Origin of the sequence: Streptomyces carpinensis, from assembly GCF_002154505.1 — a bacterium.
Lineage (GTDB): Bacteria > Actinomycetota > Actinomycetes > Streptomycetales > Streptomycetaceae > Streptomyces > Streptomyces carpinensis.
This window is the reverse complement of record NZ_MUBM01000333.1, coordinates 1-23,983: the sequence shown is the minus strand read 5'-3', so window position 1 is coordinate 23,983 and position 23,983 is coordinate 1. Positions and strand designations below refer to the sequence as shown.

At 72.0% G+C, this 23,983-nt stretch carries 18 protein-coding genes; 9 read left to right on the top strand and 9 right to left on the bottom strand.

The genetic code is table 11. From position 1 onward, the window contains the following. Positions 1-75: 75 nt before the first annotated feature. Positions 76-1,122 carry a LacI family DNA-binding transcriptional regulator gene (locus BZY54_RS36700; RefSeq protein WP_086729638.1) on the bottom strand — a complete coding sequence of 349 codons (1,047 nt, stop codon included), beginning with the start codon at positions 1,120-1,122 and terminating at the stop codon, positions 76-78. A 326-nt stretch (positions 1,123-1,448) separates the two neighbouring features. On the opposite strand from BZY54_RS36700, the gene BZY54_RS36695 reads away from it, so the two are divergent. The 4 genes from BZY54_RS36695 (at position 1,449) to BZY54_RS52460 (ending at position 5,078) form a co-directional block, all read left to right on the top strand. Continuing rightward, a complete protein-coding gene (locus tag BZY54_RS36695) occupies positions 1,449-2,600 on the top strand; it encodes a Gfo/Idh/MocA family protein (RefSeq protein ID WP_086729637.1) in 1,152 nt (383 codons plus the stop codon). Beyond that, positions 2,597-3,748 carry a dihydrodipicolinate synthase family protein gene (locus BZY54_RS36690; RefSeq protein ID WP_086729636.1) on the top strand — a complete coding sequence of 384 codons (1,152 nt, stop codon included), beginning with the start codon at positions 2,597-2,599 and terminating at the stop codon, positions 3,746-3,748. Before BZY54_RS36695 ends, BZY54_RS36690 begins: the two co-directional genes overlap by 4 nt. Further along, entirely contained in the window at positions 3,745-4,584 is an 840-nt protein-coding gene (locus BZY54_RS36685; RefSeq protein WP_086729635.1) for a sugar phosphate isomerase/epimerase family protein, read from the top strand. The genes BZY54_RS36690 and BZY54_RS36685 overlap by 4 nt, the downstream gene beginning before the upstream one ends. 272 nt (positions 4,585-4,856) lie before the next feature. Then, positions 4,857-5,078 carry a hypothetical protein gene (locus tag BZY54_RS52460; RefSeq protein WP_208640884.1) on the top strand — a complete coding sequence of 74 codons (222 nt, stop codon included), beginning with the start codon at positions 4,857-4,859 and terminating at the stop codon, positions 5,076-5,078. Between the two features lie 254 nt (positions 5,079-5,332). Here BZY54_RS52460 and rbsD read toward each other — a convergent pair whose 3' ends face one another. From rbsD to BZY54_RS36655, 5 genes are read right to left on the bottom strand one after another with little or no spacing between them, the layout of a single operon-like run. After that, the gene (rbsD, locus tag BZY54_RS36675; RefSeq protein WP_086729634.1) at positions 5,333-5,722 is read right to left on the bottom strand and encodes a D-ribose pyranase; all 390 of its coding nucleotides are present in this window, start codon (positions 5,720-5,722) and stop codon (positions 5,333-5,335) included. After that, positions 5,719-6,723, bottom strand: coding sequence for a ribokinase (locus BZY54_RS36670; RefSeq protein ID WP_086729633.1), 1,005 nt, complete (start codon positions 6,721-6,723; stop codon positions 5,719-5,721). The genes rbsD and BZY54_RS36670 overlap by 4 nt, the downstream gene beginning before the upstream one ends. 30 nt (positions 6,724-6,753) lie before the next feature. Further along, on the bottom strand, positions 6,754-8,706 hold the full coding sequence (locus BZY54_RS36665) for an ABC transporter permease/substrate-binding protein (RefSeq protein WP_086729632.1): 1,953 nt from the start codon (positions 8,704-8,706) through the stop codon (positions 6,754-6,756). Beyond that, positions 8,696-10,234 carry a sugar ABC transporter ATP-binding protein gene (locus tag BZY54_RS36660; RefSeq protein WP_086729631.1) on the bottom strand — a complete coding sequence of 513 codons (1,539 nt, stop codon included), beginning with the start codon at positions 10,232-10,234 and terminating at the stop codon, positions 8,696-8,698. Before BZY54_RS36660 ends, BZY54_RS36665 begins: the two co-directional genes overlap by 11 nt. Continuing rightward, entirely contained in the window at positions 10,231-11,247 is a 1,017-nt protein-coding gene (locus tag BZY54_RS36655; RefSeq protein WP_086729630.1) for a LacI family DNA-binding transcriptional regulator, read from the bottom strand. The genes BZY54_RS36660 and BZY54_RS36655 overlap by 4 nt, the downstream gene beginning before the upstream one ends. Before the next feature lie 190 nt (positions 11,248-11,437). On the opposite strand from BZY54_RS36655, the gene recD2 reads away from it, so the two are divergent. Both recD2 and BZY54_RS36645 read left to right on the top strand, forming a co-directional pair. Continuing rightward, positions 11,438-13,702, top strand: coding sequence for an SF1B family DNA helicase RecD2 (recD2, locus tag BZY54_RS36650; protein ID WP_086729629.1), 2,265 nt, complete (start codon positions 11,438-11,440; stop codon positions 13,700-13,702). 252 nt (positions 13,703-13,954) lie between these two features. After that, on the top strand, positions 13,955-15,244 hold the full coding sequence (locus tag BZY54_RS36645) for a citrate synthase (protein ID WP_086729628.1): 1,290 nt from the start codon (positions 13,955-13,957) through the stop codon (positions 15,242-15,244). A gap of 750 nt (positions 15,245-15,994) precedes the next feature. Here the strand turns inward: BZY54_RS36645 and BZY54_RS36640 are convergent. After that, a complete protein-coding gene (locus BZY54_RS36640) occupies positions 15,995-18,283 on the bottom strand; it encodes a heavy metal translocating P-type ATPase (RefSeq protein ID WP_086729627.1) in 2,289 nt (762 codons plus the stop codon). 117 nt (positions 18,284-18,400) lie between these two features. Continuing rightward, entirely contained in the window at positions 18,401-18,640 is a 240-nt protein-coding gene (locus tag BZY54_RS36635) for a heavy-metal-associated domain-containing protein (protein ID WP_086729644.1), read from the bottom strand. Positions 18,641-18,806: 166 nt separating this feature from the next. On the opposite strand from BZY54_RS36635, the gene BZY54_RS36630 reads away from it, so the two are divergent. Further along, the gene (locus tag BZY54_RS36630; protein ID WP_086729626.1) at positions 18,807-19,850 is read left to right on the top strand and encodes a zinc-dependent alcohol dehydrogenase family protein; all 1,044 of its coding nucleotides are present in this window, start codon (positions 18,807-18,809) and stop codon (positions 19,848-19,850) included. Between the two features lie 25 nt (positions 19,851-19,875). Here BZY54_RS36630 and BZY54_RS36625 read toward each other — a convergent pair whose 3' ends face one another. Next, complete coding sequence (locus BZY54_RS36625; protein ID WP_086729625.1) at positions 19,876-20,076, bottom strand: helix-turn-helix transcriptional regulator; 201 nt, start codon at positions 20,074-20,076, stop codon at positions 19,876-19,878. Positions 20,077-20,941: 865 nt separating this feature from the next. Here BZY54_RS36625 and iolC point away from each other — a divergent pair. Together iolC and mmsA are read left to right on the top strand one after the other, a co-directional pair. Further along, positions 20,942-21,907 carry a 5-dehydro-2-deoxygluconokinase gene (gene iolC / locus BZY54_RS36620; RefSeq protein ID WP_086729624.1) on the top strand — a complete coding sequence of 322 codons (966 nt, stop codon included), beginning with the start codon at positions 20,942-20,944 and terminating at the stop codon, positions 21,905-21,907. Between the two features lie 553 nt (positions 21,908-22,460). Then, positions 22,461-23,963 (top strand): CoA-acylating methylmalonate-semialdehyde dehydrogenase, encoded by a 1,503-nt coding sequence (gene mmsA, locus BZY54_RS36615; RefSeq protein WP_086729623.1) that lies wholly within the window; start codon positions 22,461-22,463, stop codon positions 23,961-23,963. Positions 23,964-23,983: the final 20 nt, after the last annotated feature.

Here is a 23,983-nt window from a genome sequence, read left to right as displayed (position 1 = left end):
TCGGCCCCGCACCCCTCCTCGTACGCCGCGCCGCGTGCCGCCGTGGCGCGGCCCCGCGCCGCCTTCGAGCGCCGCTCAGGTCCGGGGTATTCCGGTCGAACCGCGCACCATCAGCTCCCCCCGCACCGTCGCGATCCCGCCGGGCGGGGGCTCTTCCCGGCCCATCGCGATCCGGCCGGCCCGCGCACCCGCCTCCGCGAGGGGCAGCCGCACCGTGGTGAGGGAGGGCACCGCGTCCACGCTGAACGGGAGGTCGTCGAAGCCCGCCACCGAGACGTCCTCCGGGATGCGCAGCCCGGACTCGCGCAGGGCCGCGCACGCGCCGAGCGCGACGGAGTCGTTCGCGGCGACGACCGCCGTGAGCGCGGGGTCGCGGCGCAGGAGTTCCAGCGTGGCCTCGTAGCCGGAGCGGCGGTCGTAGCGCCCGTACACCGTGCAGCGGGGGTCCTCCTCGACACCGGCCGCGGCCAGCGCGTCGCGGTGTCCCTCCAGGCGGTGGCGGGTGGTCGTGCGCTCCTTCGGTCCCGCGATGTAGCCGAGCCGCCGGTGGCCGAGGCCGATCAGGTGCTCGGTCAGCTGCCGCGCTCCGCCGCGGTTGTCGAAGGTGAGGGCGATGGCCGGGGTGTCCGGCGCGGGAGGCCGGCCGCACAGCACCACCCGGGTGCCGGCGTCGGCCAGCTTGCGCAGCTTCGCGGCGATCGCCGCCGCGTGGGGCACGCCCTCCACGGCCCCGCCGGTCAGGACGACGGCCGCGGCCCGCTGCCGTTGCAGCAGGGTCAGGTAGGTCAGCTCCCGTTCCGGTGAGCCGCCGGTGTTGCAGACCACCGCCAGCCGCTCCCCGCCGGCCCGGCCTCCGGGCCCGCCGATCTCCGACTGGATGGCGCTTGCCATGATCCCGAAGAACGGGTCGGCGATGTCGTTCACCAGGATGCCGACCAGGTCGGAGGTGGCCGCGGCGAGCGCGCTCGCGGGTCCGTTGAGCACGTAGTCCAGCTCGTCGACGGCCTTCAGGACCCGCTCCCGGGTGGAGGCGGCCACCGGGTAGTTGCCGTTCAGCACGCGCGACACCGTCGCGGGCGAGACCTGGGCGCGGGCCGCCACGTCCGCCAGGGTCACCGTCATCTCGTCGTCCTCCGGTCGCGCGTCTCGTCGTACGTGATCGCACACGGCCCGCGGGCGGGCCGCCGGCCGTGGTGTCGTGCAGACCTTACGACCACCCGGCCCCCTTGTTCGCCCCCTCGAACAACACGGTTCGGACGCGCTCTTGTCCGGACCGCTGCCCAGAGGTTAGCTTCTCGTTGATAGAAAGCGCTTGCTGCACGGCCGGCCGGTGAGACGTCGGGAGGCCGCCCGGCACGCGGACCGCGGACGCGTGGCCGCGTATCCGCATGGATGCGCGGATGCGGGAATGCACGGATGCACGGATGCACGAAGGGACTGGGACTGACGTGACACGCAAGACGGTGCGGATCGCCATGAACGGCGCGACCGGGCGCATGGGTTACCGCCAGCACCTGGTCCGCTCGATCCTCGCCCTGCGCGAGCAGGGCGGACTCGACCTCGGCGACGGCGCCGTGCTGTGGCCGGAACCGGTCCTGGTCGGCCGACGCGAGCACGCCCTGAAGGCGCTTGCCGAGCGGCACGGGCTGGAGCACGTCTCGACGGACCTGGACGCGGTGCTCGCCGACCCGTCCGTCGACATCTACTTCGACGCGCAGGTCACTTCGGCCCGCGGGGAGGCGATCAGGAAGGCGATCGCCGCCGGCAAGCACGTCTACACCGAGAAGCCGACGGCCACCGGCCTGGACGGCGCCCTCGAACTCGCCCGGCTCGCGCACGAGAAGGGCATCAGGCACGGCGTCGTCCAGGACAAGATCTTCCTGCCGGGGCTGCTGAAGCTGAAGCGGCTGATCGACGGCGGATTCTTCGGCCGGATCCTGTCCGTGCGCGGCGAGTTCGGCTACTGGGTCTTCGAGGGGGACTGGCAGGAGGCCCAGCGCCCCTCCTGGAACTACCGCGCCGAGGACGGCGGCGGCATCGTCGTCGACATGTTCCCGCACTGGGAGTACGTCCTGCACGAGCTGTTCGGCCGGGTGACGTCCGTCCAGGCGCTCACCGCCACCCACATCCCGCAGCGCTGGGACGAGAACGGCAAGCCCTACGACGCCACCGCCGACGACGCCGCCTACGGCGTCTTCGAACTCGACGGCGGAGCGATCGCCCAGATCAACTCCTCCTGGGCGGTCCGGGTCAACCGCGACGAGCTGGTGGAGTTCCAGGTGGACGGCACCGAGGGGTCCGCCGTCGCGGGCCTGCGCAGGTGCCGCGTCCAGCACCGCTCGGCCACCCCCAAGCCGGTGTGGAACCCCGACATCCCCGCCACCGAGGCCTTCCGCGACCAGTGGCAGGAGGTGCCCGACAACACCGAGTTCGACAACGGCTTCAAGGCCCAGTGGGAGCTGTTCCTCAGGCACGTCTACGCCGACGCCCCCTACCACTGGGATCTGCTCGCCGGCGCCCGCGGCGTCCAGCTCGCCGAGCTGGGCCTGAAGTCCGCGGCCGAGGGCCGCCGCATCGAGGTGCCGGAGATCGCCCTGTGACCATCCGACTCCCCGACTTCCAGGGTGTGCTGCGGGACTACGAGCCCCGCACCGAGCCCTTCACCGCCACCCTGGGCACCCCGCCGGCCTCGCGTACGGTCTTCTCCGCGGCGCACGTCGTCGCCGACCCGTTCGCGGACGCCGGCCCCGACGCGCCCGCCGCCGTCGACTGGGACGCCACCCTCGCCTTCCGCCGCCATCTGTGGAGCCACGGGCTCGGTGTGGCCGAGGCGATGGACACCGCGCAGCGCGGCATGGGCCTGGACTGGGCGGGCGCGGCCGAGCTGATCCGCCGGTCGGCGACGGAGGCCCGCGCCGTGGGCGGGCGTATCGCCTGCGGTGTGGGCACCGACCAGATCACCACGGGCACGCCCAAGGAGGTCCGGGCCGCCTACGAGGAACAGCTCGCCGTCGTCGAGGAGTCGGGCGCCCAGGCGATCCTGATGGCCTCGCGCGCCCTCGCCGCCGCGGCCGAGGGCCCGGACGACTACCTGGAGGTCTACGGCCACCTGCTGCGCCAGGCCACGCAGCCGGTGATCCTGCACTGGCTCGGGCCCATGTTCGACCCGGCGCTGGAGGGCTACTGGGGGTCGGCCGACCTGGACGCGGCCACCGACACCTTCCTGGACGTCGTCGCCGCCCACCCCGACAAGGTCGACGGCGTGAAGATCTCCCTGCTGGACGCCCGGCGCGAGATCGAGCTGCGGCGCCGCCTGCCGCGGGGCGTGCGCTGCTACACCGGCGACGACTTCAACTACCCCGAGCTGATCGCCGGCGACGAGCAGGGCTTCAGCCACGCGCTGCTCGGCATCTTCGACCCGCTGGGCCCGCTGGCGGCCGAGGCGGTACGCGTCCTCGACACCGGCGACACGGCCGGCTTCCGCGCACTCCTCGACCCCACCGTCGAGCTGTCCCGCCACCTCTTCCAGGCCCCCACCCGCTTCTACAAGACGGGCGTGGTCCTCCTCGCCTGGCTCGCCGGGCACCAGTCGCACTTCACGATGGTCGGCGGCCTGCAGTCGGCCCGCTCCCTGCCGCATCTGGTCCGCGCCTACGAACTCGCCGACCGGCTCGGCCTGTTCCCCGACCCCGCACTCGCGGAGGAACGCATGAGGAACCTGCTGTCGCTGTACGGGGTGAACCGATGAACGACGAGGACCTGTCCCGTTTCTCCATCAACCAGATGACGGTGAGGCAGCTGCCGCTACCGGAACTGGTCGAGGCCTGCCGGGACCTCGGCGTCGGGGGCGTGGGCCTGTGGCGCGAACCGGTGCAGAGGTACGGAGTGGAGGCCGCCGCCAAGCTCGTGCGGGACGCGGGCCTGACCGTCACCACCCTGTGCCGGGGCGGCTTCCTCACGGCGACCGACCCCGTCGAGCGGGCCGAGGCGCTGGGCGACAACCACGCGGCGATCGACGAGGCCGCCGCGCTCGGCACGGACACGCTGGTCCTGGTCTCCGGCGGGCTGCCCGCCGGCAGCAAGGACCTGCACGGGGCCCGCGAGCGCATCGCGGACGCCCTCGCCGTCCTCGGCCCGTACGCCGCCGAGCGCGGCGTCCGCCTCGCCATCGAGCCGCTGCACCCCATGTACGCCGCCGACCGCTGCGTGGTCTCCACCCTCGCCCAGGCCCTCGACCTCGCCGAACGCTTCCCCGCCCACCAGGTCGGCGTGACGGTGGACACGTACCACATCTGGTGGGACGACCGGGCCCCCGAGCAGATCGCCCGCGCGGGCGCGGGCGGCCGCATCCACACCTTCCAGCTCGCCGACTGGACCACCCCGCTGCCGGCCGGTGTCCTCAACGGCCGCGGCCAGATCGGGGACGGCGCGGTCGACATGCGGGAGTGGAAGAGGTACGTGGAGGCGGCCGGGTACACCGGTCCCATCGAAGTCGAGCTGTTCAATGAGGAGTTGTGGGCGCGGGACGGGCGGGAGGTGCTGGCGGAGACGGCGAGACGTTTCGTGGAGCACGTGATCCGATGAGCTCATGACGCAGGGGAGTTCGCTCCTCGGGCGCTGGAGCCGACCGTCGGCCGCCGGGGCGTCGGGGACGCCACACGGCCGGGCGGCCGCTGGGTGGAGTTCCGGGCGCGGACGGGCTGTACAGGCACGAGCCGGAATCCGGCGGACGCCTGATCCCGTGGTCCAGGATCACGCCGGGGATCCGGTTCACCTGGAACAAGTCCCCCTGGAACACGAACAGCGAAGGCGCGTACACGCTGTGGGGAACGGTCACCGAGGGCGACCGAGGCTGGATGCGCACGACGCCGCGCGGCCCGTACGAGGACTGCCTGCTGCGCTTCGACCGGCACGCGCGGCGGTACGGGGCCGTGGACCCGGTGCGGCAGGCCGTCGACGAGGGCGAGGCACGTCTCCTCGGTGACCCGGAACGGCTGGGCCGCGCCGTCGCACACCTGGCTGGCGGGAAGCCCCCTGGACCTACGGCGCGCCGCGGCGGGTGGTGGCCGAGGCCGTGAAGGCGGCGGGGCCCGGCAGCCCCCGAGCAGATCCCGAAAAAAATCCCGTCCCGCCGTGCAACCCTTCCGGCACCCCGGTTGTCGTACCTGACGTCGGAACACCTGGAGGGGGATCTGGGGGGATCGCGAGGGTTCCGAAGCAGGAGGGGGAAGCAGGAGGGGAAAGCCGAGGGGGCCCGGTCCACGGACCAGGCCCCCTCGTATTGCCCTCTCACCGGGTGACCGGTTGCCCCGTCACCCGGGGACCGGCCGGCTCAGAAGAACACACCGCACCTCAGCAGCACATTCGCGTACGGCCGGGCCTCCCCGGTCCGTACGACCAGACGCGCGCCACGGGACAGGTCCTTCAGCCGCTCGTGCGGGACCAGGGTGAGGCCGGGGAAGTGACCGTCGAGCAGCGCGGCCGCCGCCGGATTGGCCTCGCGCACCTCCGTCGCCGCCGTCGCCCCCTCGACCACCAGCTCGGCCAGCAGGCCGTCCAGCACCTCGGCGAAGGACGGCACACCGGCACGGAACGCCAGGTCGACGACGTTCGGCCCGGCCGGTATGGGCATGCCCGCGTCGCACACCAGCACCTCGTCGGTGTGCCCCAGCTCGGCGAGCGCGCCCGAGAGGTGACGGTTGAGAATGCCGGCCTTCTTCACAGCGATCCGCCTCGCCCGGCGGGGTCGGGTGCGCTGCCCGGCCCCTGGCCGGGAGTCCGGAGGGTGTCCCCCGGCACCGCACCGCACAGCGCCTCGACCTCCGCCGCGGTGGGGAAGGACTCCTGCGCGCCCCGCCTGGTCACCGCCGCCGCGCCGACCCCGGCCGCGTAGGACGCGGCCTCCGCCAGGGAGGCGCCCACGCCCAGCCGCCAGGCCAGGGCGGCGGTGAACGCGTCGCCCGCGCCCGTGGTGTCCACCGCCTCCACCTTCACGGACGGCACCCGGACCACGCCCTCGGCGGACGCCACCAGCGCACCTTGGGCGCCCAGCGTGACGACCACCGAGCGCGGGCCGAGCGCGAGCAGGGCCCGCGCCCAGTCCTCAAGGTCCTCGCCCACGCCGGAACCGCTCTCGCCGGCCCCGGCGAGGATCACCTTCGCCTCGTGCTCGTTCACGATCAGCGGGTCGCAGGCCCGGAGCAGCTCCTCGGGCAGCGGGCGCGGCGGCGAGGGGTTCAGGACGAAACGGCTCTCGGGAGCCAGGTTCCGTACCGCCTCCACGACCGTCTCCAGCGGGATCTCCAGCTGCGCCGAGACCACCCGGGAGGCCCGCAGCAGACCGGCGGCCGCCCGGACGTCCTCGGGCGTGAGCCGGCCGTTGGCGCCCGGCGAGACCACGATGCTGTTGTCCCCGGACGGGTCCACCGTGATCAGGGCGACGCCGGTCGGCGCGCCGCCGACCAGCACGCCCACGGGGTCGACGCCGGCGGCAGCTTGCGAGTCGAGCAGCAGCCGGCCGTGCGCGTCGTCGCCGACCCGGGCCAGCAGGGCCGTGCGGGCCCCGAGGCGGGCGGCGGCCACCGCCTGGTTGGCGCCCTTGCCGCCGGGGTGGACGGCCAGGTCGGAGCCGAGCACCGTCTCCCCGGCCGCGGGCCGTCGTTCGACGCCGATCACCAGGTCGGCGTTGGCCGACCCGACGACCAGGAGGTCGTAGTCGTACATGTGTCTCCTCACAGAAGGCGGGCCGCCGGGTCAGCCGCTGAAGCCGGCCACGTTGTCCTTCGTTACCACCTTCACCGGCACCTTCACGGTCGACTCGACCTTCTTGCCCTGGACCGCCTTCAGCGCGTTGTCCACCGCGATACGGCCCAGCTGGCTCGGCTGCTGCGCCACGGACGCGTACAGCGTGCCGTTCTTCACGGCCGTCAGGCCGTCCGGGGTGCCGTCGAAGCCGACGACCTGCACGGACTTGCCGGCCTTGGAACCCAGCGCCTTGACCGCGCCGAGCGCCATCTCGTCGTTGGCGGCGATCACGCCCTGGACGTCGGGGTGGGCCTGCAGCAGGTTGGACATCACGTCCAGGCCCTTGGTCCGGTCGAAGTCGGCGGGCTGCTGGGCCAGGACCTTGATGCCCGGGTAGGCCTTGAGGCCCTGGGCGAAGCCGGCGGCGCGCTCGCGGGCGGCGGAGGTGCCCGCCTGGCCCTGGAGGATCACGATCCGGCCCTTGCCGCCCAGCTTCTCGGCGACGGTCTTGGCGGCCAGCTCGCCGCCGGCCACGTTGTCGGAGGCGACGAGGGCGTCCGTCTTGGCGTTGTTGACGCCTCGGTCGACGGCGATCACCGGGATGCTCGCCTTGTCGGCGGCCTTGACCGAGTTGCTCGCGGCGTCGGAGTCCACCGGGTTGACGATGATCGCGCCGAGGCTCGAACTGGTGAAGTTCTGCAGCTGGTTGGCCTGCTGGGAGGCGTCGTTCTGGGCGTCGGTGACCGTCAGGTCGATGCCGAGCCTCTTCGCCTCGGCCTGGGCACCGGACTTGATCTGCACGAAGAAGGGGTTGTTCAGCGTGGACAGGGACAGGCCCATCTTCGGGGTGGTGGAGCCGGAGCCGGTGTGCAGCAGGGAGGTCGCGGCCACCAGGGCCACGGTGACCACGGCCGCCAGGCCGTACGTCGCCGCCTGCTTGCCCTTGCCGCTGCCGCTGCCCGTGCCCGCGGCCGGCGGGGTCGCCCCGGCCTTGCGGCGCACGGTGTCCAGCAGCACGGCCAGCGCGATCACCACACCGATGACGACCTGCTGCCAGAAGGCGGACACAGACAGCAGGTTGAGGCCGTTGCGCAGCACCGCGAGGATCAGCGCGCCGATCAGCGTCCCCGAGGCCTTGCCGGTGCCGCCCGCCAGCGAGGCGCCGCCGATGACGACGGCGGCGATCGCGTCCAGCTCGTAGCCGTTGGCGGCCTGCGGCTGCGCCGAGGACAGCCGGGCGGCGAGCACGATGCCCGCGGCGGCGGCGAACAGACCGGACAGGGCGTAGATGGCGAGCTTCTGCTTCTTGACCTTCAGACCCGACAGGCGGGCCGCCTCCTCGTTGCCGCCGATCGCGTACATCGAACGGCCGATGTAGGTCCGTCCCAGCACGAACGCCGTGATCAGACCCATGACGACCATGACCAGCACGGGCACCGGCAGCCAGCCGCCGAGCGTGTCACCGAGGTGCGAGACGGAGCCGGGCAGGGCGATCGGGGAGCCCTGGGAGATGACCAGGGACAGACCGCGGCCCACCGACAGCATGGCCAGCGTCGCGATGAACGGCGGCAGCTTGCCGTAGGAGATCAGGATGCCGTTGACCAGGCCGCAGGCGATGCCGGTGGCGACGGCCAGGACGACCGCGAGGGCCACCGGGATCCCGGCCGAGGTGGCGCTCCAGGCCAGCACGGTGGCCGACAGGGCCGCCACCGAACCGACCGACAGGTCGATGCCCGCGGAGACGATGACGAAGGTGACGCCGAAGGCCAGGATGGCCGTCACGGCCGCCTGGACGCCGATGTTGAGCAGGTTGTCCGTCGTCAGGAAGTCGCCGGACAGCGCCGACAGGGCGATGACGAGGACGATGAGCGCGGTGAGCGCTCCGTTGTCGAGCAGCAGGCGGCGCAGGCCGCCCGAGGCGCCACCCGCGCCCGTCGTGCTCTTGAGCGTGTCAGTGGCCACGGGAGGCCTCCGTTCCGGTCGTGGAAGTGGTGGGGGTCGTGGGGGTGCTGACGGCGAGGGCCATCACGGCGTCCTGGGTGGCCCGGTCCGCGGCGAGTTCGCCCGCGATCCGGCCCTGGGCCATCACCAGCACCCGGTCGCTCATGCCGAGCACCTCGGGCAGGTCGCTGGAGATCATCAGGACGGCGGCGCCGGCGGCCGTCAGCTCGTTGATGAGCTGGTAGATCTCGACCTTGGCGCCGACGTCGATGCCGCGCGTCGGCTCGTCGAGGATGAGCACCTTGGTGTCGGCCAGCAGCCACTTGCCGATGACGACCTTCTGCTGGTTGCCGCCGGACAGGGTGCGCACGTGCTGGCCGAGGCCGGCCATCCTGACGCCCAGCTGCCCGGCGATCCGCTCGGCGGCCTGGTGCTGCCCCTTGAGGTCGACGAGTCCCGCGCGGGTGGCCGACCGGAGGGTGACGAGCCCGAGGTTCTCCTCGACGGAGGCGTCCAGGACCAGACCCTGGCCCTTGCGGTCCTCGGGCACGAGACCGATGCCGGCCGCCATGGCCGCGTTCACGTCGTGGCGCCTGAGCCGGGTGCCCGCGACCTTCACGGCTCCCTTGTCGTAGGGGTCGGCGCCGAACACCGCGCGGACCACCTCCGTACGGCCGGCGCCCACCAGGCCCGCGATGCCGACGACCTCGCCGGCGTGCACCTGGAAGCTGACGTCGTGGAAGACGCCGTCCCGGGTGAGCCCCTCGACGGTGAGCAGCGCGGGACCGGTCTCGGGCCTCTCGCGCGGGTACTGCTGCTCGATGGAGCGGCCCACCATGAGCCGGACGAGTTCGTCCTCGGGCGTGGTGGCGGGCACCTGGCCGACGCTCCTGCCGTCGCGGATGACCGTGACCCGGTCCCCGAGGGCGGCGATCTCCTCCAGGTGGTGCGTGATGAACACGACTCCGACGCCGTCCGCGCGCAGGGCGCGCACGATCGAGAAGAGCTTATCGACCTCCTCGGAGGTGAGCACCGCGGTCGGCTCGTCCATGATCAGCACGCGGGCGTCGAGGCTGAGCGCCTTGGCGATCTCCACCATCTGCAGGCGGGCGATGCCGAGGTCCCGCACACGCGCGCGTGGCGACACGTTCACGCCGACCCGCTGCAGCAGTTCGGCCGCCCGGGCCTCCATCGTCTTCCGGTCGATCATCCCGAAGCGGCGCGGCTGGCGGCCCAGGAAGATGTTCTCGGCGACCGTGAGGTCGGGGACCAGGTTGAACTCCTGGTAGATGGTGGCGATCCCGAGGCGTTCGGAGTCCTGGGCACCATGGATGCGCACCTCCTCGCCGCCGACCAGGATCCGTCCGGCGTCGGGTGTGTAGGCGCCGGAGAGCATCTTGATCAGGGTGCTCTTGCCCGCGCCGTTCTCACCGAGCAGCACGTGCACCTCGCCGCGGCGCAGGTCGAAGTCGACGCTGTCGAGCGCGACCACGCCGGGGAAGGTCTTGCGGATGCCTTCGATGCGCAGCAACTCGTCCGGGTTGCTCACGGCTTGCTCCTGTTCGTTGCGGGGGGCTCGCCGCACGAGCGGCGTACGACGAGACGGGCGGGGAGGGTGACGGACCGTGGGGTGCGGCCCTCGATGCGGTCGACCAGCGCCCGCACGGCGGCGCGCCCCAGTGCGCCGGTGGGCTGGGCGACGGCGGTGATCGGCGGATCGGTGTGCACGAACCACGGGATGTCGTCGAACGCGGCGAGCGCGATGTCGTCGGGCACCCGCAGTCCGCGTGCGCGGATGGCGTCCAGCGCGCCGAGTGCCATCAGGTTGTCGGCGGCGAAGACGACCTCGGGCGGCTCGGGCAGGTCGAGGAAGCCCTCGGTGACCCGCCGGCCGCTCTCGGCCTGGAAGTCGCCCTGACCCGTGTAGGCGTCGGGGAGGGGGATGCCGTAGGCGGCCAGCGCCGCGCGGAAGGCGTCCACGCGTTCGCGGCCGGTGGTGGTGGCCGCGGGCCCCGCGATGATCGCGAGCCGCCGGTGCCCGAGCCCGTGCAGATGGGCCACGAGGTCCTGCACGGCCGACTGACCGTCCGCCCGGACGACCGGAACGTCCACGCCCCTGATCCACCGGTCGACGAAGACCATCGGGGTTCCCCCGCGCGCGGCGTCCAGCATCAGCGGGGAGCCGCCGTCGGTGGGGGAGACCAGAAGGCCGTCGATCCGGCGGTCGAGCAGGGTGCGGACGTGGTGGTCCTGGAGGTCGGGCCGTTCGTCGGCGTTGCCGATGATCACGCTGTAGCCGAGCGCGCGGGCCTCCTCCTCGACGGAGCGGGCCAGCTCGGTGAAGTACGGGTTGAGCACGTCGCTGATGACCAGGCCGAGGGTGCGGGTCTGGTCGGTGCGCAGGGAGCGGGCGACGGCGTTCGGGCGGTAGCCCAGCGTCGCGACGGCGGCCAGCACGCGGGTGCGCGCCTCTTCGCTCACCGACGGATGGTCGTTGAGGACGCGCGAGACCGTGGCGACGGACAGGCCCGCCTCCGCGGCGACGTCCTTGATGCTCGCCATGGCCGTTCCACCTCCTCGTGGAATCGATTACACAGGCGATTGGAAACGATTACACGAGCGGAGACAAGTCCCTGAGACCGGATCGTGATGAAGTCGTCCACAGACGGGACGGCGTCCGTCGTCCACAGGCGGACCGTGCTGTCGTACCCGGGCGGGCCGTGCTGTCGTACCCGGGCGGTAGCGTCGGATCATGTCCAATCAGGCGGGGAGTGCCCAGTCGGCGGGGGCGGGGGAGCGGCGGCCGGCCGTGCTCGAAGGCGTGCTGGAGAGAGTCACGTACGTCAACGAGGAGAACGGCTACACGGTCGCCCGGGTCGACACCGGCCGCGGCGGCGGCGATCTGCTCACGGTGGTCGGCGCGCTGCTCGGCGCCCAGGTCGGCGAGTCCCTGCGCATGGAGGGCCGCTGGGGCTCCCACCCGCAGTACGGCAAGCAGTTCCTGGTCGACAACTACACGACGGTGCTCCCGGCCACCGTCCAGGGCATCCGCCGCTACCTCGGCTCGGGCCTGGTCAAGGGCATCGGACCGGTCTTCGCCGACCGCATCACCCAGCACTTCGGCCTGGACACCCTGAAGATCATCGAGGAGGAACCGGGGCGCCTCATCGAGGTCCCCGGCCTCGGCCCCAAGCGGACGAAGAAGATCGCCGACGCCTGGGAGGAGCAGAAGGCGATCAAGGAGGTCATGCTCTTCCTGCAGACCGTCGAGGTCTCCACGTCGATCGCGGTGCGCATCTACAAGAAGTACGGCGACGCGTCGATCTCGGTGGTGCGCAACCAGCCGTACCGGCTGGCCGCCGACGTCTGGGGCATCGGCTTCCTGACCGCCGACCGGATCGCCCAGTCGGTCGGCATCCCGCACGACAGCCCGGAGCGCGTCAAGGCGGGCCTGCAGTACGCGCTGTCGCAGTCCGCCGACCAGGGGCACTGCTTCCTGCCGGAGGAGCGGCTGATCGCGGACGCCGTCAAGCTGCTCCAGGTTGACACCGGACTGGTCATCGAGTGCCTGGCCGAACTGGCGGAGCCGGGGCAGGACGGCGAGGACCCCGGCGTCGTGCGCGAGAAGGTGCCCGGCCCGGACGGCGGCGAGCCGGTCACCGCCGTCTACCTCGTCCCCTTCCACCGCGCGGAACTCTCGCTGTCCGCCCAGCTGTTGCGCCTGCTGCGGACGGACGCCGACCGGATGCCGGCCTTCCGGGACGTGGCCTGGGACAAGGCCCTGGGCTGGCTCAGGGGGCGTACGGGTGCGGACCTCGCCCCCGAGCAGGAGGCGGCCGTGAGGCTGGCGCTGACCGAGAAGGTGGCCGTGCTCACCGGCGGCCCCGGCTGCGGCAAGTCCTTCACCGTGCGCTCGATCGTGGAGCTGGCCCGGGCCAAGAGGGCGAAGGTCGTGCTGGCCGCGCCCACCGGCCGGGCCGCCAAACGCCTGTCCGAGCTGACCGGCGCGGAGGCCTCCACCGTCCACCGTCTGCTGGAGCTGAAGCCCGGCGGGGACGCGGCCTACGACCGGGACCGGCCGCTGGACGCCGACCTGGTGGTCGTCGACGAGGCCTCCATGCTGGACCTGCTGCTGGCCAACAAGCTGGTCAAGGCGGTGCCCCCGGGAGCCCATCTGCTGTTCGTCGGGGACGTCGACCAGCTGCCCAGCGTCGGCGCCGGCGAGGTCCTCAGGGACCTGCTGGCCGACGGCAGCCCGCTCCCCGCCGTCCGTCTCACCCGGGTGTTCCGCCAGGCTCAGCAGTCGGGCGTGGTGACCAACGCGCACCGGATCAACTCCGGGCAGCACCCGGTCACCGACGGCATGAAGGACTTCTTCCTCTTCGTCGAGGACGACACCGAGGAGGCGGGCCGGCTCACCGTGGATGTGGCGGCCCGGCGGATCCCGGCCCGGTTCGGGCTCGATCCGCGCCGGGACGTGCAGGTGCTGGCGCCCATGCACCGCGGCCCGGCCGGCGCCGGCACGCTCAACGGCCTGCTCCAGCAGGCCGTCACGCCGGGCCGGCCCGACCTGCCGGAGAAGCGCTTCGGCGGCCGGGTCTTCCGTGTCGGCGACAAGGTCACCCAGATCCGCAACAATTACGAGAAGGGGAAGAACGGTGTCTTCAACGGCACCGTGGGCGTGGTCACCGCGCTCGACCCGGTCGACCAGCGTCTGACGGTACTGACGGACGAGGACGAGGAGGTTCCGTACGAATTCGACGAACTGGACGAACTGGCGCACGCGTACGCGGTCACCATCCACCGCTCGCAGGGAAGTGAATATCCCGCTGTGGTGATCCCGGTCACCACCGGCGCCTGGATGATGCTTCAGCGGAACCTGCTGTACACGGCGGTGACCCGGGCCAAGAAGCTGGTCGTCCTCGTCGGTTCGCGCAAGGCGATCGGCCAGGCGGTGCGCACGGTGTCGGCGGGCCGGCGCTGTACGGCCCTGGACTTCCGGCTCGCGGGATCCTGAACAACACGGCGAGGGTCCCGGTGACCGGGTGCTGACCCGGCATCACCAAAAATGATCGATCAAACGAGTCGCAAAGGTCACACACCACTTCCCGTCGCCCGGTCGAGGGGGCAGGATGAGCAGGTTGGCGGCACTGAGTGCCGCCAATAGGCCCAATGGTCGACCCCGAGTGCACTCTCCTGAGCCAAATGGGGGATGGTAGAGACAGTCAGGGCACCTCGAAGATGAGGCACTACGTCGGTGAGGGAAGACGTGAGCGACAACTCTGTAGTACTGCGGTACGACGGCAGCGAGTACACCTACCCGGTGGTCGACAGCACCGTCGGCGACAAGGGCTTCGACATCGGGAAGCTCCGCGCCCAGACCGGTCTGGTGACTCTGGACAGCGGCTACGGCAACACGGCCGCCTATAAATCCGCCATCACCTACCTCGACGGCGAGCAGGGCATCCTTCGGTACCGCGGCTACCCCATCGAGCAGCTGGCCGAGCGCTCCACCTTCCTGGAGGTGGCCTACCTGCTGATCAACGGTGAGCTGCCGACCGTCGACGAGCTCAGCTCCTTCAAGAACGACATCACGCGGCACACCCTGCTGCACGAGGACGTCAAGAACTTCTACAAGGGCTTCCCGCGCGACGCCCACCCGATGGCGATGCTGTCGTCCGTCGTCTCGGCGCTGTCCACCTTCTACCAGGACAGCCACAACCCGTTCGACGAGACGCAGCGCAACCTCTCCACCATCCGGCTGCTCGCCAAGCTCCCGACGATCGCTGCCTACGCGTACAAGAAGTCGATCGGTCACCCGTTCGTCTACCCGCGTAACGACCTCTCCTACGTGGAGAACTTCCTGCGCATGACCTTCTCGGTCCCCGCCCAGGAGTTCGATCTCGACCCGGTCGTCGTCTCCGCGCTGGACAAGCTGCTGATCCTGCACGCCGACCACGAGCAGAACTGCTCGACCTCCACGGTCCGCCTGGTCGGCTCCTCGCAGGCCAACATGTTCGCGTCCATCTCGGCCGGCATCAACGCCCTGTGGGGCCCCCTGCACGGCGGCGCCAACCAGTCCGTCCTGGAGATGCTGGAGGGCATCCGCGACTCCGGCTCCGACGTCGACACCTTCATCCGCAAGGTGAAGAACAAGGAGGACGGCGTCCGTCTGATGGGCTTCGGCCACCGGGTCTACAAGAACTTCGACCCGCGCGCCAAGATCATCAAGGCCGCCGCGCACGATGTGCTCTCGGCGCTGGGCAAGGAGGACGAGCTCCTCGACATCGCCCTGAAGCTGGAGGAGCACGCCCTCTCCGACGACTACTTCGTCGAGCGCAAGCTGTACCCGAACGTCGACTTCTACACCGGCCTGATCTACCGCGCCATGGGCTTCCCGACCGAGATGTTCACGGTCCTGTTCGCCATGGGCCGCCTGCCGGGCTGGATCGCCCAGTGGCAGGAAATGATCAAGGAGCCGGGCTCCCGCATCGGCCGCCCGCGCCAGATCTACACGGGCGTCGTCGAGCGCGACTTCGTCCCGGTCGAGGAGCGCTGAGCAAGGCCGCGCTGCAGGGCGGCAACCTGCGGTGAGTGAGCCGAAGGGGCGCGTCGGTGTCGAGGGCGACGGGGATCCCCCCGCGCGAGCGGTTTCGAGCGTGGGGGAGCGCGCAGGCCCGAAGGGCTGAGCACGGTCGTGGTCCCGGCACCGCCACGCGGCGGTAGCCGTATGTTCGGCACTGCGGCGCCCCTGAGGTGAACCGAGCCACGAAAAGCGGAAGGCGCCCCGGTGCGCCGGTCCCCCCACGGGCCGGCGGCCAGGGCGCCTTCCCATGTCCCGGTGCGGATTCCCCCCACGGGATCCGGCCGGGCGTCTGTGAGAACCAGCGCCTGAACCGCTGTGAGCCCGGCGAGCAGAACTCGCCGTCCCCCTGCACTGCCGTACGGCCGCGTCTGCGGCCGCACGGGCGTGCGATCTGCCGGGACAACGCACGCCCGGGAGGGCCGCTCAAAGCTTCCCGGTGTACGTGCCCCGGCAACGCATCTCTGAGGAAGTCCCCCAAGACATCCCCAGATGTCAGTCGGCGCCCCCCAAGACGCCTTCCTGACATCGCCAACTTAGACCTTCGAACCCCTTCGATGGTTACGTTCACATCACTGTGATCTGTGTCTCTTGCATATGTCCCATTAGGTGTGCAAAGAGACCTGATATGGCGATCGAGACTCAAGCGTAGAGATGATGCGCGAGCCTTGTGAAGAGCTTATGTGAGGAGCGCGTCGGACTCTAGAGGGACTCTTACTTCGGTTCTCAGCGGAACGTCCGCAGTCGGAGACTGTTCGTCACCACGAACACCGAGGAGAACGCCATCGCCGCTCCCGCGATCATCGGGTTGAGCAGTCCGGCGGCGGCCAGCGGCAGCGCCGCCACGTTGTAGCCGAAGGCCCACACCAGGTTGCCCTTGATCGTGGCCAGCGTCCGCCGGGAGAGCCGGATGGCGTCCGCGGCCACCCGCAGGTCCCCGCGGACCAGGGTCAGGTCGCCGGCCTCGATGGCCGCGTCCGTGCCCGTGCCCATCGCCAGGCCCAGATCGGCGCTCGCGAGGGCGGCGGCGTCGTTGACGCCGTCACCGACCATGGCCACGGTCCGCCCCTCGGAGCGCAGCCGCTCGACGGCCGCCACCTTCTCCTCGGGCAGCACCTCGGCGACGACGTCACCGGGGTCGATCCCGACCTCCCGCGCCACCGACTCGGCGACCGCGTGGTTGTCGCCGGTCAGCAGCACCGGCCGCAGCCCCAGCGCCCGCAGCTGCCGTACGGCATCGGCGCTGGTCTCCTTGACCGTGTCCGCCACCGCGACGACACCCCGTGCCATCCCGTCCCAGCCGACCACGACGGCCGTACGGCCGTCCGCCTCGGCCTCGCGCCGGGCCCGGGCGACCTCGTCGGGCAGTTCCTCGAAGAGGCGCCCCACCGCGACGTCATGGCCGTCCACGCGTCCGCGCACGCCCCGCCCGGGGACGTTCTCGAAACGCTCGACCGGGGGCAGTGGGCCGACGCGCTCCTCGGCGCCGGCCGCGACGGCCCGGGCGACCGGGTGCTCGGATGCGTGCTCCAGGGCGCCGGCGAGCCGCAGCAGCTCCTTCTCGTCGGTGTCCTCGGTGGCGTACACCTGCTGGAGGGTCATCCGGCCGGTGGTGACCGTGCCGGTCTTGTCCAGGACGACCGTGTCGACGCGGCGGGTGGACTCCAGCACCTCGGGGCCCTTGATCAGGATGCCGAGCTGGGCTCCCCGGCCCGTGCCGACCATCAGCGCGGTCGGCGTGGCCAGGCCCAGCGCGCACGGGCAGGCGATGATCAGCACCGCGACGGCCGCGGTGAACGATGCGGTGACGTCGCCGGTGGCGAACAGCCAGGTCAGCAGGGTGCCGACGGCGATGAGAAGGACGACCGGCACGAACACCGCCGAGATCCGGTCGGCCAGCCGCTGTACCTGAGCCTTGCCGTTCTGCGCGTCCTCGACCAGCTTCGCCATCCGCGCGAGCTGGGTGTCGGCGCCGACCCGGGTGGCCTCGACCACGAGCCTCCCGCCCGCGTTGACCGTGGCGCCGGCGACCGTGCTGCCGGCCGCCACGTCCACCGGCACGGACTCGCCGGTCAGCATCGAGGCGTCGACCGCCGAGGCGCCCTCCACGACCGTGCCGTCGGTGGCGATCTTCTCGCCGGGCCGGACCACGAACCGGTCGCCGACGGCCAGCCGGGACACGGGGATCCGGACCTCCCGGCCGCCCCGGAGCACGGACACCTCCTTCGCGCCCAGCTCCAGCAGCGCCCGCAGCGCGGCGCCCGCCCGCCGCTTGGAGCGGGCCTCCAGATAGCGGCCCAGCAGGATGAACGCCACGACTCCGGAGGCGACCTCGAGGTAGATGGTGGAGGCCGCGTCCATCCGGGAGACGGTGAGACGGAACTCGTCGTGCATGCCGGGCACGCCGGCGTCCCCGAGGAACAGCGCCCACAGCGACCAGCCGAACGCGGCCAGCGTGCCGACCGAGACCAGCGTGTCCATGGTGGCGGCGCCGTGCCGGGCGTTGGTGAACGCCGCCCGGTGGAAGGGCAGGCCGCCCCAGACGACGACCGGCGCGGCGAGCGTCAGCGCGAGCCACTGCCAGTTGTCGAACTGCAGGGGCGGGACCATGGACAGCAGGACCACCGGCACGGCCAGCAGCGCGGAGACGACCAGCCGCTGACGCAGGGCGGCCACCTCGGGGTCCGAGGCGGCGGCCGGCTCGGCATCCCGAGGGGCGGGTTCCGGGGCCGGCGGCGGTGGCTCCTCGGCGGTGTATCCCGTCTTCACCACGGTGTCGATCAGGTCGGAGACCTGTACCCCCCGGGGGTAGGTGACCCTGGCCTTCTCCGTCGCGAAGTTCACCGTCGCGGTGACGCCGTCCATCCGGTTGAGCTTCTTCTCGACACGGGCCGCGCAGGAGGCGCAGGTCATCCCGCCGATGAGCAGCTCGACCTGGGACGCCCCGCTGTCCGGCGCGCCGGTCTCCGCGGATGCCGCCGTTGTGTCGGTGGTGCTGGTGGTGACGCTGGTCATGTCCGTACTCCAGAGAACGGACCGGGCCGTACCGCCGGTGCCTGCCGGTACGGCCCGGTGCCGGGAGCCGCGGGGTCACGGCCTCCCGGACGCAGATACGTTTCCCGGACGCCCGGGTCAGGCGCGGCCGACGAGCTCGAAGCCCGCCTCGTCCACGGCCGCGCGCACCGCCTCCTCGTCCAGCGGGGCGGTGGAGGTGACGGTGACCTCGCCGGTCGAAGCGACGGCCTTCACGGAGCTGACGCCGGGGAGTTCGGAGATCTCGGAGGAGACGGAGCCCTCGCAGTGTCCGCAGCTCATCCCGCTCACCTTGTAGACGGTGGTGACGGTCTCCGGGGTCTCGGTCTGGGCGGTCATGTCGCTCTCCTCGTCCTGGCTGTGGGGTGCCATGTGGGGTCTGCGGGGCCACGGAGGCCCTCTTCTCTTCACACTATACCCCTAGGGGGTATTCCATCAAAGGACCGACGCGACTCACCCAGTAGCGTTCCGTCCCGGACGGTGATCTCTGGAGGAGAGGCGACGGATGCGGGCTGTGGTGTTCGAGCGGTACGGGGAACCGGCCCGGGTCCGGGAGGTGGCCGATCCGCGGCCCGCGGAGCACGGGGTCGTGGTGCGGGTCGAGGCGACCGGGCTGTGCCGCAGCGACTGGCACGGCTGGCAGGGCCACGACCCGGACATCACGCTGCCGCACGTGCCCGGTCACGAACTCGCCGGTGTCGTCGAGGCGGCCGGTCCCCGGGTGAGCCGTTGGCGTCCCGGCGACCGCGTGACCGTCCCCTTCGTCTGCGCCTGCGGCAGCTGTCCCGCGTGCGCGGCGGGCGACCAGCAGGTGTGCGAACGCCAGAGCCAGCCCGGATTCACCCACTGGGGCTCCTTCGCCCAGTACGTGGCGCTCGACCACGCCGACGTGAACCTCGTCGCGGTGCCCGACCAGCTCTCCTTCGCCACGGCGGCCTCGCTCGGCTGCCGCTACGCCACGGCCTACCGCGCGGTGGTCCAGCAGGGCCGCCTCGCCGCCGGGGAGTGGGTCGCCGTGCACGGCTGCGGGGGCGTGGGCCTGTCGGCGGTGATGATCGCTGCCGCCTGCGGGGCGCGGGTCGTGGCGGTGGACGTCTCCGAGCGGGCCCTGGGGCTGGCACGGGAGTTCGGCGCGGCGGAGTGCGTGGACGCCTCCGACGGGCGGGACACCGCGGAGCGGGTCCGGGAGATCACCGGCGGCGGCGCCCACCTCTCCCTCGACGCGCTCGGCTCGCCCGCCACGTGCGCGGCCTCCGTGAACGGGCTGCGCCGCCGCGGCCGCCACGTCCAGGTCGGCCTGCTGCCCTCCGCGACCGGTACGACCCCGGTCCCCATGGCCCGGGCGATCGCGCTGGAACTCGAACTCCTCGGCAGCCACGGCATGGCCGCCCACGCCTATCCGGAGATGCTGCGGCTGGTCGCGGCGGGCATCCTGCGCCCCGATCTGCTGGTGACGTCGACCATCCCGCTGACGGCCGTGCCGGACGCGCTCGCGGCGATGGGGACGGCGCCGGGGTCCGGGGTCACGGTCATCGAACCGTGGCGGTGAGACGCCGACCGGACGAATGGGGGGCTCAGTCGGCCCCGCGGCCCCGGTTGCCGGGCCGGGAGGCGACCCAGGTGCGGACGGTGTCGGCGTACCAGTACGGCCTGCCGCCCTCCACATGGTCGGGCGGCGGCAGCAGGCCGTGCTTGCGGTAGGACCGCACGGTGTCCGGCTGCACCCGGATGTGCGCGGCGATCTCCTTGTACGACCAGAGCCTTCGGTCGGTCATGAGTGCACCTCCCTGCGCGTGCCACGGCGGCGGCCGGAGGCCGTCGGGGGAGCCGGGCGCCGCGTCGGCGATCAATGAGCCTGTGCCCGGTGAACGACGCCGAGCGGCAACGGCGAGCGCCTGTCGACCGGGCGTGACCAAGGCCTCGAACCCCTGAGACAGATGTGACAGAAGAGTCGCGTTCGTGACAGAACTGAAGCGGGAAGCGCGGGGAGGGCACCGGCCGGGTGGCCGGTGCGGCTGCTCGGGGAGCCGGACGCGGACCGGGGGCGGAAACCGGGCGGACCCCGTGGAGGCCAGGGGCGCGCCGCGCCCTTGTACCGGGGCGGCCCGCCGGGTTCCCACCGTCCCCCGGTCATCCGGCCGGATGATCAGCGTGCAGGGGGTGCCCGCTACCGGTCTTGGGGAAATCCGCACCGCCCCGATCGGCGTCTCCAGCCGGCGCCGCGGGCCCGCGACCCGGATCCCCCGGTAGCCGAGCACACCCGGCCGCAGCCGCGGATGGGGCGGCGCGAGCACGGCCTCCCAGGACCCGTCAGCCCCCTGCCACGCCAGAGTGCGCACCGAGCGTTGTGCCGATGGGTGCACCGGAGTGATCGCCCCGCCCCGTCCTCACTGCTCCCGCTCCCGGCCGAAGCGCTGTGCGGTACCGGAGTGTTGGACTCCCCCATGGTGCTACGGCACGCCGGGCCCGTGGAAGACGAACAGGCGGAGACGGAAGGGGACGGCGGGAGCCGGAGGGTCGCGAGACGGTGAGTGCTTCCGCCCAACCACTCCGCTCGTCCGAATGTCCGGACAAAGTCTTGACAGCCTTCCGGGTACGGCACTACAACCGGGGGAGTCGAGCGAAGGGAAGCGGAAGCCGATGGCGTACGACCTGATCACCATGGGACGGATCGGCGTGGACCTCTATCCGCTGCAGACGGGCGTGCCGCTCGCCCAGGTGTCCTCCTTCGGCAAGTTCCTGGGCGGCTCGGCGACGAACGTCGCGGTCGCCGCGGCCCGCCTCGGCCGCCGTACTGCGGTGATCACCCGCACCGGGGACGACCCGTTCGGCGCCTACCTGCACGAGGCGTTGCGCGGCTTCGGCGTCGACGACCGCTGGGTCGCACCGGTGCCCGGGCTGCCCACGCCGGTGACCTTCTGCGAGGTGTTCCCGCCGGACGACTTCCCGCTCTACTTCTACCGGCAGCCCAAGGCCCCCGACCTGGAGATCGACGCCCACGAGCTCGATCTGGACGCCGTCTTCGACGCGAGCGTCTTCTGGGTCACCGGCACCGGCCTGAGCGAGGAGCCCAGCCGCACCGCGACCCTGGCCGCGCTCGCCCACCGGGCCAGGGCGGGCACGACCGTCTTCGACCTCGACTGGCGCCCCATGTTCTGGGCCGATCCGGAGGCCGCCCGGCCCTTCTACACCGAGGCACTGCGGCACACCACCGTCGCCGTCGGCAACCTCGACGAGGTGGAGGTCGCCACCGGCCTGCGCGAGCCGCACGCCGCCGCCCGCGCCCTGCTGGACGCCGGCGTGGAACTCGCCGTGGTGAAACAGGGACCCAAGGGCGTCCTCGCCGTCAGCGGCACCGGCGAGACGGCCGAGGTACCGCCGCTTCCGGTCGACGTCGTCAACGGGCTCGGTGCCGGCGACGCCTTCGGCGGCTCGCTGTGCCACGGGCTGCTCGCCGGGTGGGACCTGGAGCGGGTCATGCGGTACGCCAACGCCGCCGGCGCGATCGTCGCCTCCCGTCTGGAGTGCTCCTCCGCGATGCCCACCCCGGCCGAGGTGGAGTCGGCCCTCGAAGCGGGAGCGGTACGGGGAGGAGGGAGCGGGTGACCGGTCGTGCGCCGTACGCCGGGGCCCTCGTGACGGCCCGCGGACACGCGTTCGCCGTCCGCACCCCCGAGTGGCGCGCGTGTGCGGCGGGCGGCGGTTGTACGGTGCAGGTACATCACGGCACAGCGGACCAGGAATGCCAAGAGCCGGGCGGGCGGAGCGCGTTGGGTGGACACACCCGGGCCCCGCGCCGTCCGGCCACCGATCGCCTCCGGCGCGGGAGGCCGCTTCGCCCTGGCAGGAGCGAAGTGCGAGCGTCGACTCCCCGCCCGCTACGGCCCCGCGCCGGAGGTCACCCGCACGGCCCGCCGCTTCCGTCCTCGCCCGTGGGCGCCGGACACACCGGACACGCCCGCACGATGTCCGTGCGACCACATGTGTCTACGCAACGACCGGAACCGCAGACACTCTGTCGGGCGCGCCCGGGGCGCGGCCCCTGGTGGGATGTATCCGTGGCCGGGACCGCGACCGGAGTGTCGGCGGCCCCGGCACACGAGCTGTACGCACGGCACGTCTGGACCCGACGCCGCCATCTGTGAAGGAGTAACCCGGCATGACGAAGATCGTCAACCACTGGATCGGCGGGAAGACCGTCGAAGGCGCCTCGGGGACGTACGGGCCGGTCACGGACCCGGCGACCGGCGAGGTCACCACGAAGGTCGCGTTCGCCTCCGTGGAGGAGGTGGACGCCGCGGTCGCCGCCGCCAAGGACGCGTACCTGACCTGGGGCCAGTCCTCGCTGGCCCAGCGGACCTCGATCCTGTTCAGGTTCCGCGCGCTGCTGGACGCCCACCGCGAGGAGATCGCCGAGCTGATCACCGCCGAGCACGGCAAGGTGCACTCCGACGCGCTCGGCGAGGTCGCCCGCGGCCTGGAGATCGTCGACCTGGCCTGCGGCATCAACGTGCAGCTCAAGGGCGAGCTGTCCACCCAGGTCGCGACGCGCGTGGACGTGGCGTCGATCCGGCAGCCGCTCGGCGTCGTCGCGGGCATCACCCCGTTCAACTTCCCGGCGATGGTCCCGATGTGGATGTTCCCGATCGCCATCGCCTGCGGCAACACCTTCGTGCTGAAGCCGAGCGAGAAGGACCCGTCGGCGTCGCTCAGGATCGCCGAGCTGCTGGCCGAGGCGGGCCTGCCGGACGGCGTCTTCAACGTCGTCCACGGTGACAAGGTGGCCGTCGACCGCCTCCTGGAGCACCCGGACGTCAAGGCGGTCTCCTTCGTCGGCTCCACCCCGATCGCCCGTTACATCCACACCACCGCCGCCGCCAACGGCAAGCGGGTGCAGGCGCTCGGCGGCGCCAAGAACCACATGCTGGTCCTGCCGGACGCGGACCTGGACGCTGCGGCCGACGCCGCCGTCTCCGCGGCCTACGGCTCGGCGGGCGAGCGCTGCATGGCCATCTCGGCCGTCGTCGCGGTCGGCTCGATCGGCGACGAGCTGGTGGAGAAGATCCGCGAGCGCGCCGAGAAGATCAAGATCGGCCCGGGCAACGACCCGGCCTCCGAGATGGGCCCGCTCATCACCAGGGCGCACCGCGACAAGGTGGCGTCCTACGTGGAGAACGCGGCCTCCGAGGGCGCCGAGGTGGTCCTGGACGGCACCGGCTACACCGTGGAGGGCTACGAGGACGGCCACTGGATCGGCCTGTCGCTGCTCGACCGGGTGCCGACCAGCGCCAAGGCGTACCAGGACGAGATCTTCGGGCCGGTGCTGTGCGTGCTGCGCGTGGACACCTACGAGGACGGTGTGGCGCTCATCAACGAGTCGCCCTTCGGCAACGGCACCGCCATCTTCACCCGTGACGGTGGCGCCGCCCGCCGCTTCCAGCTGGAGATCGAGGCCGGCATGGTCGGCGTCAACGTGCCGATCCCGGTGCCGGTGGGCTACCACTCCTTCGGCGGCTGGAAGGACTCGCTCTTCGGCGACCACCACATCTACGGCAACGACGGCACCCACTTCTACACCCGCGGCAAGGTGGTCACCACCCGCTGGCCGGACCCGTCGGAGGCCCCGGCGGGCGTCGACCTCGGGTTCCCGCGCAACCACTGAGCTTGGCGTTTAAGGTCCGC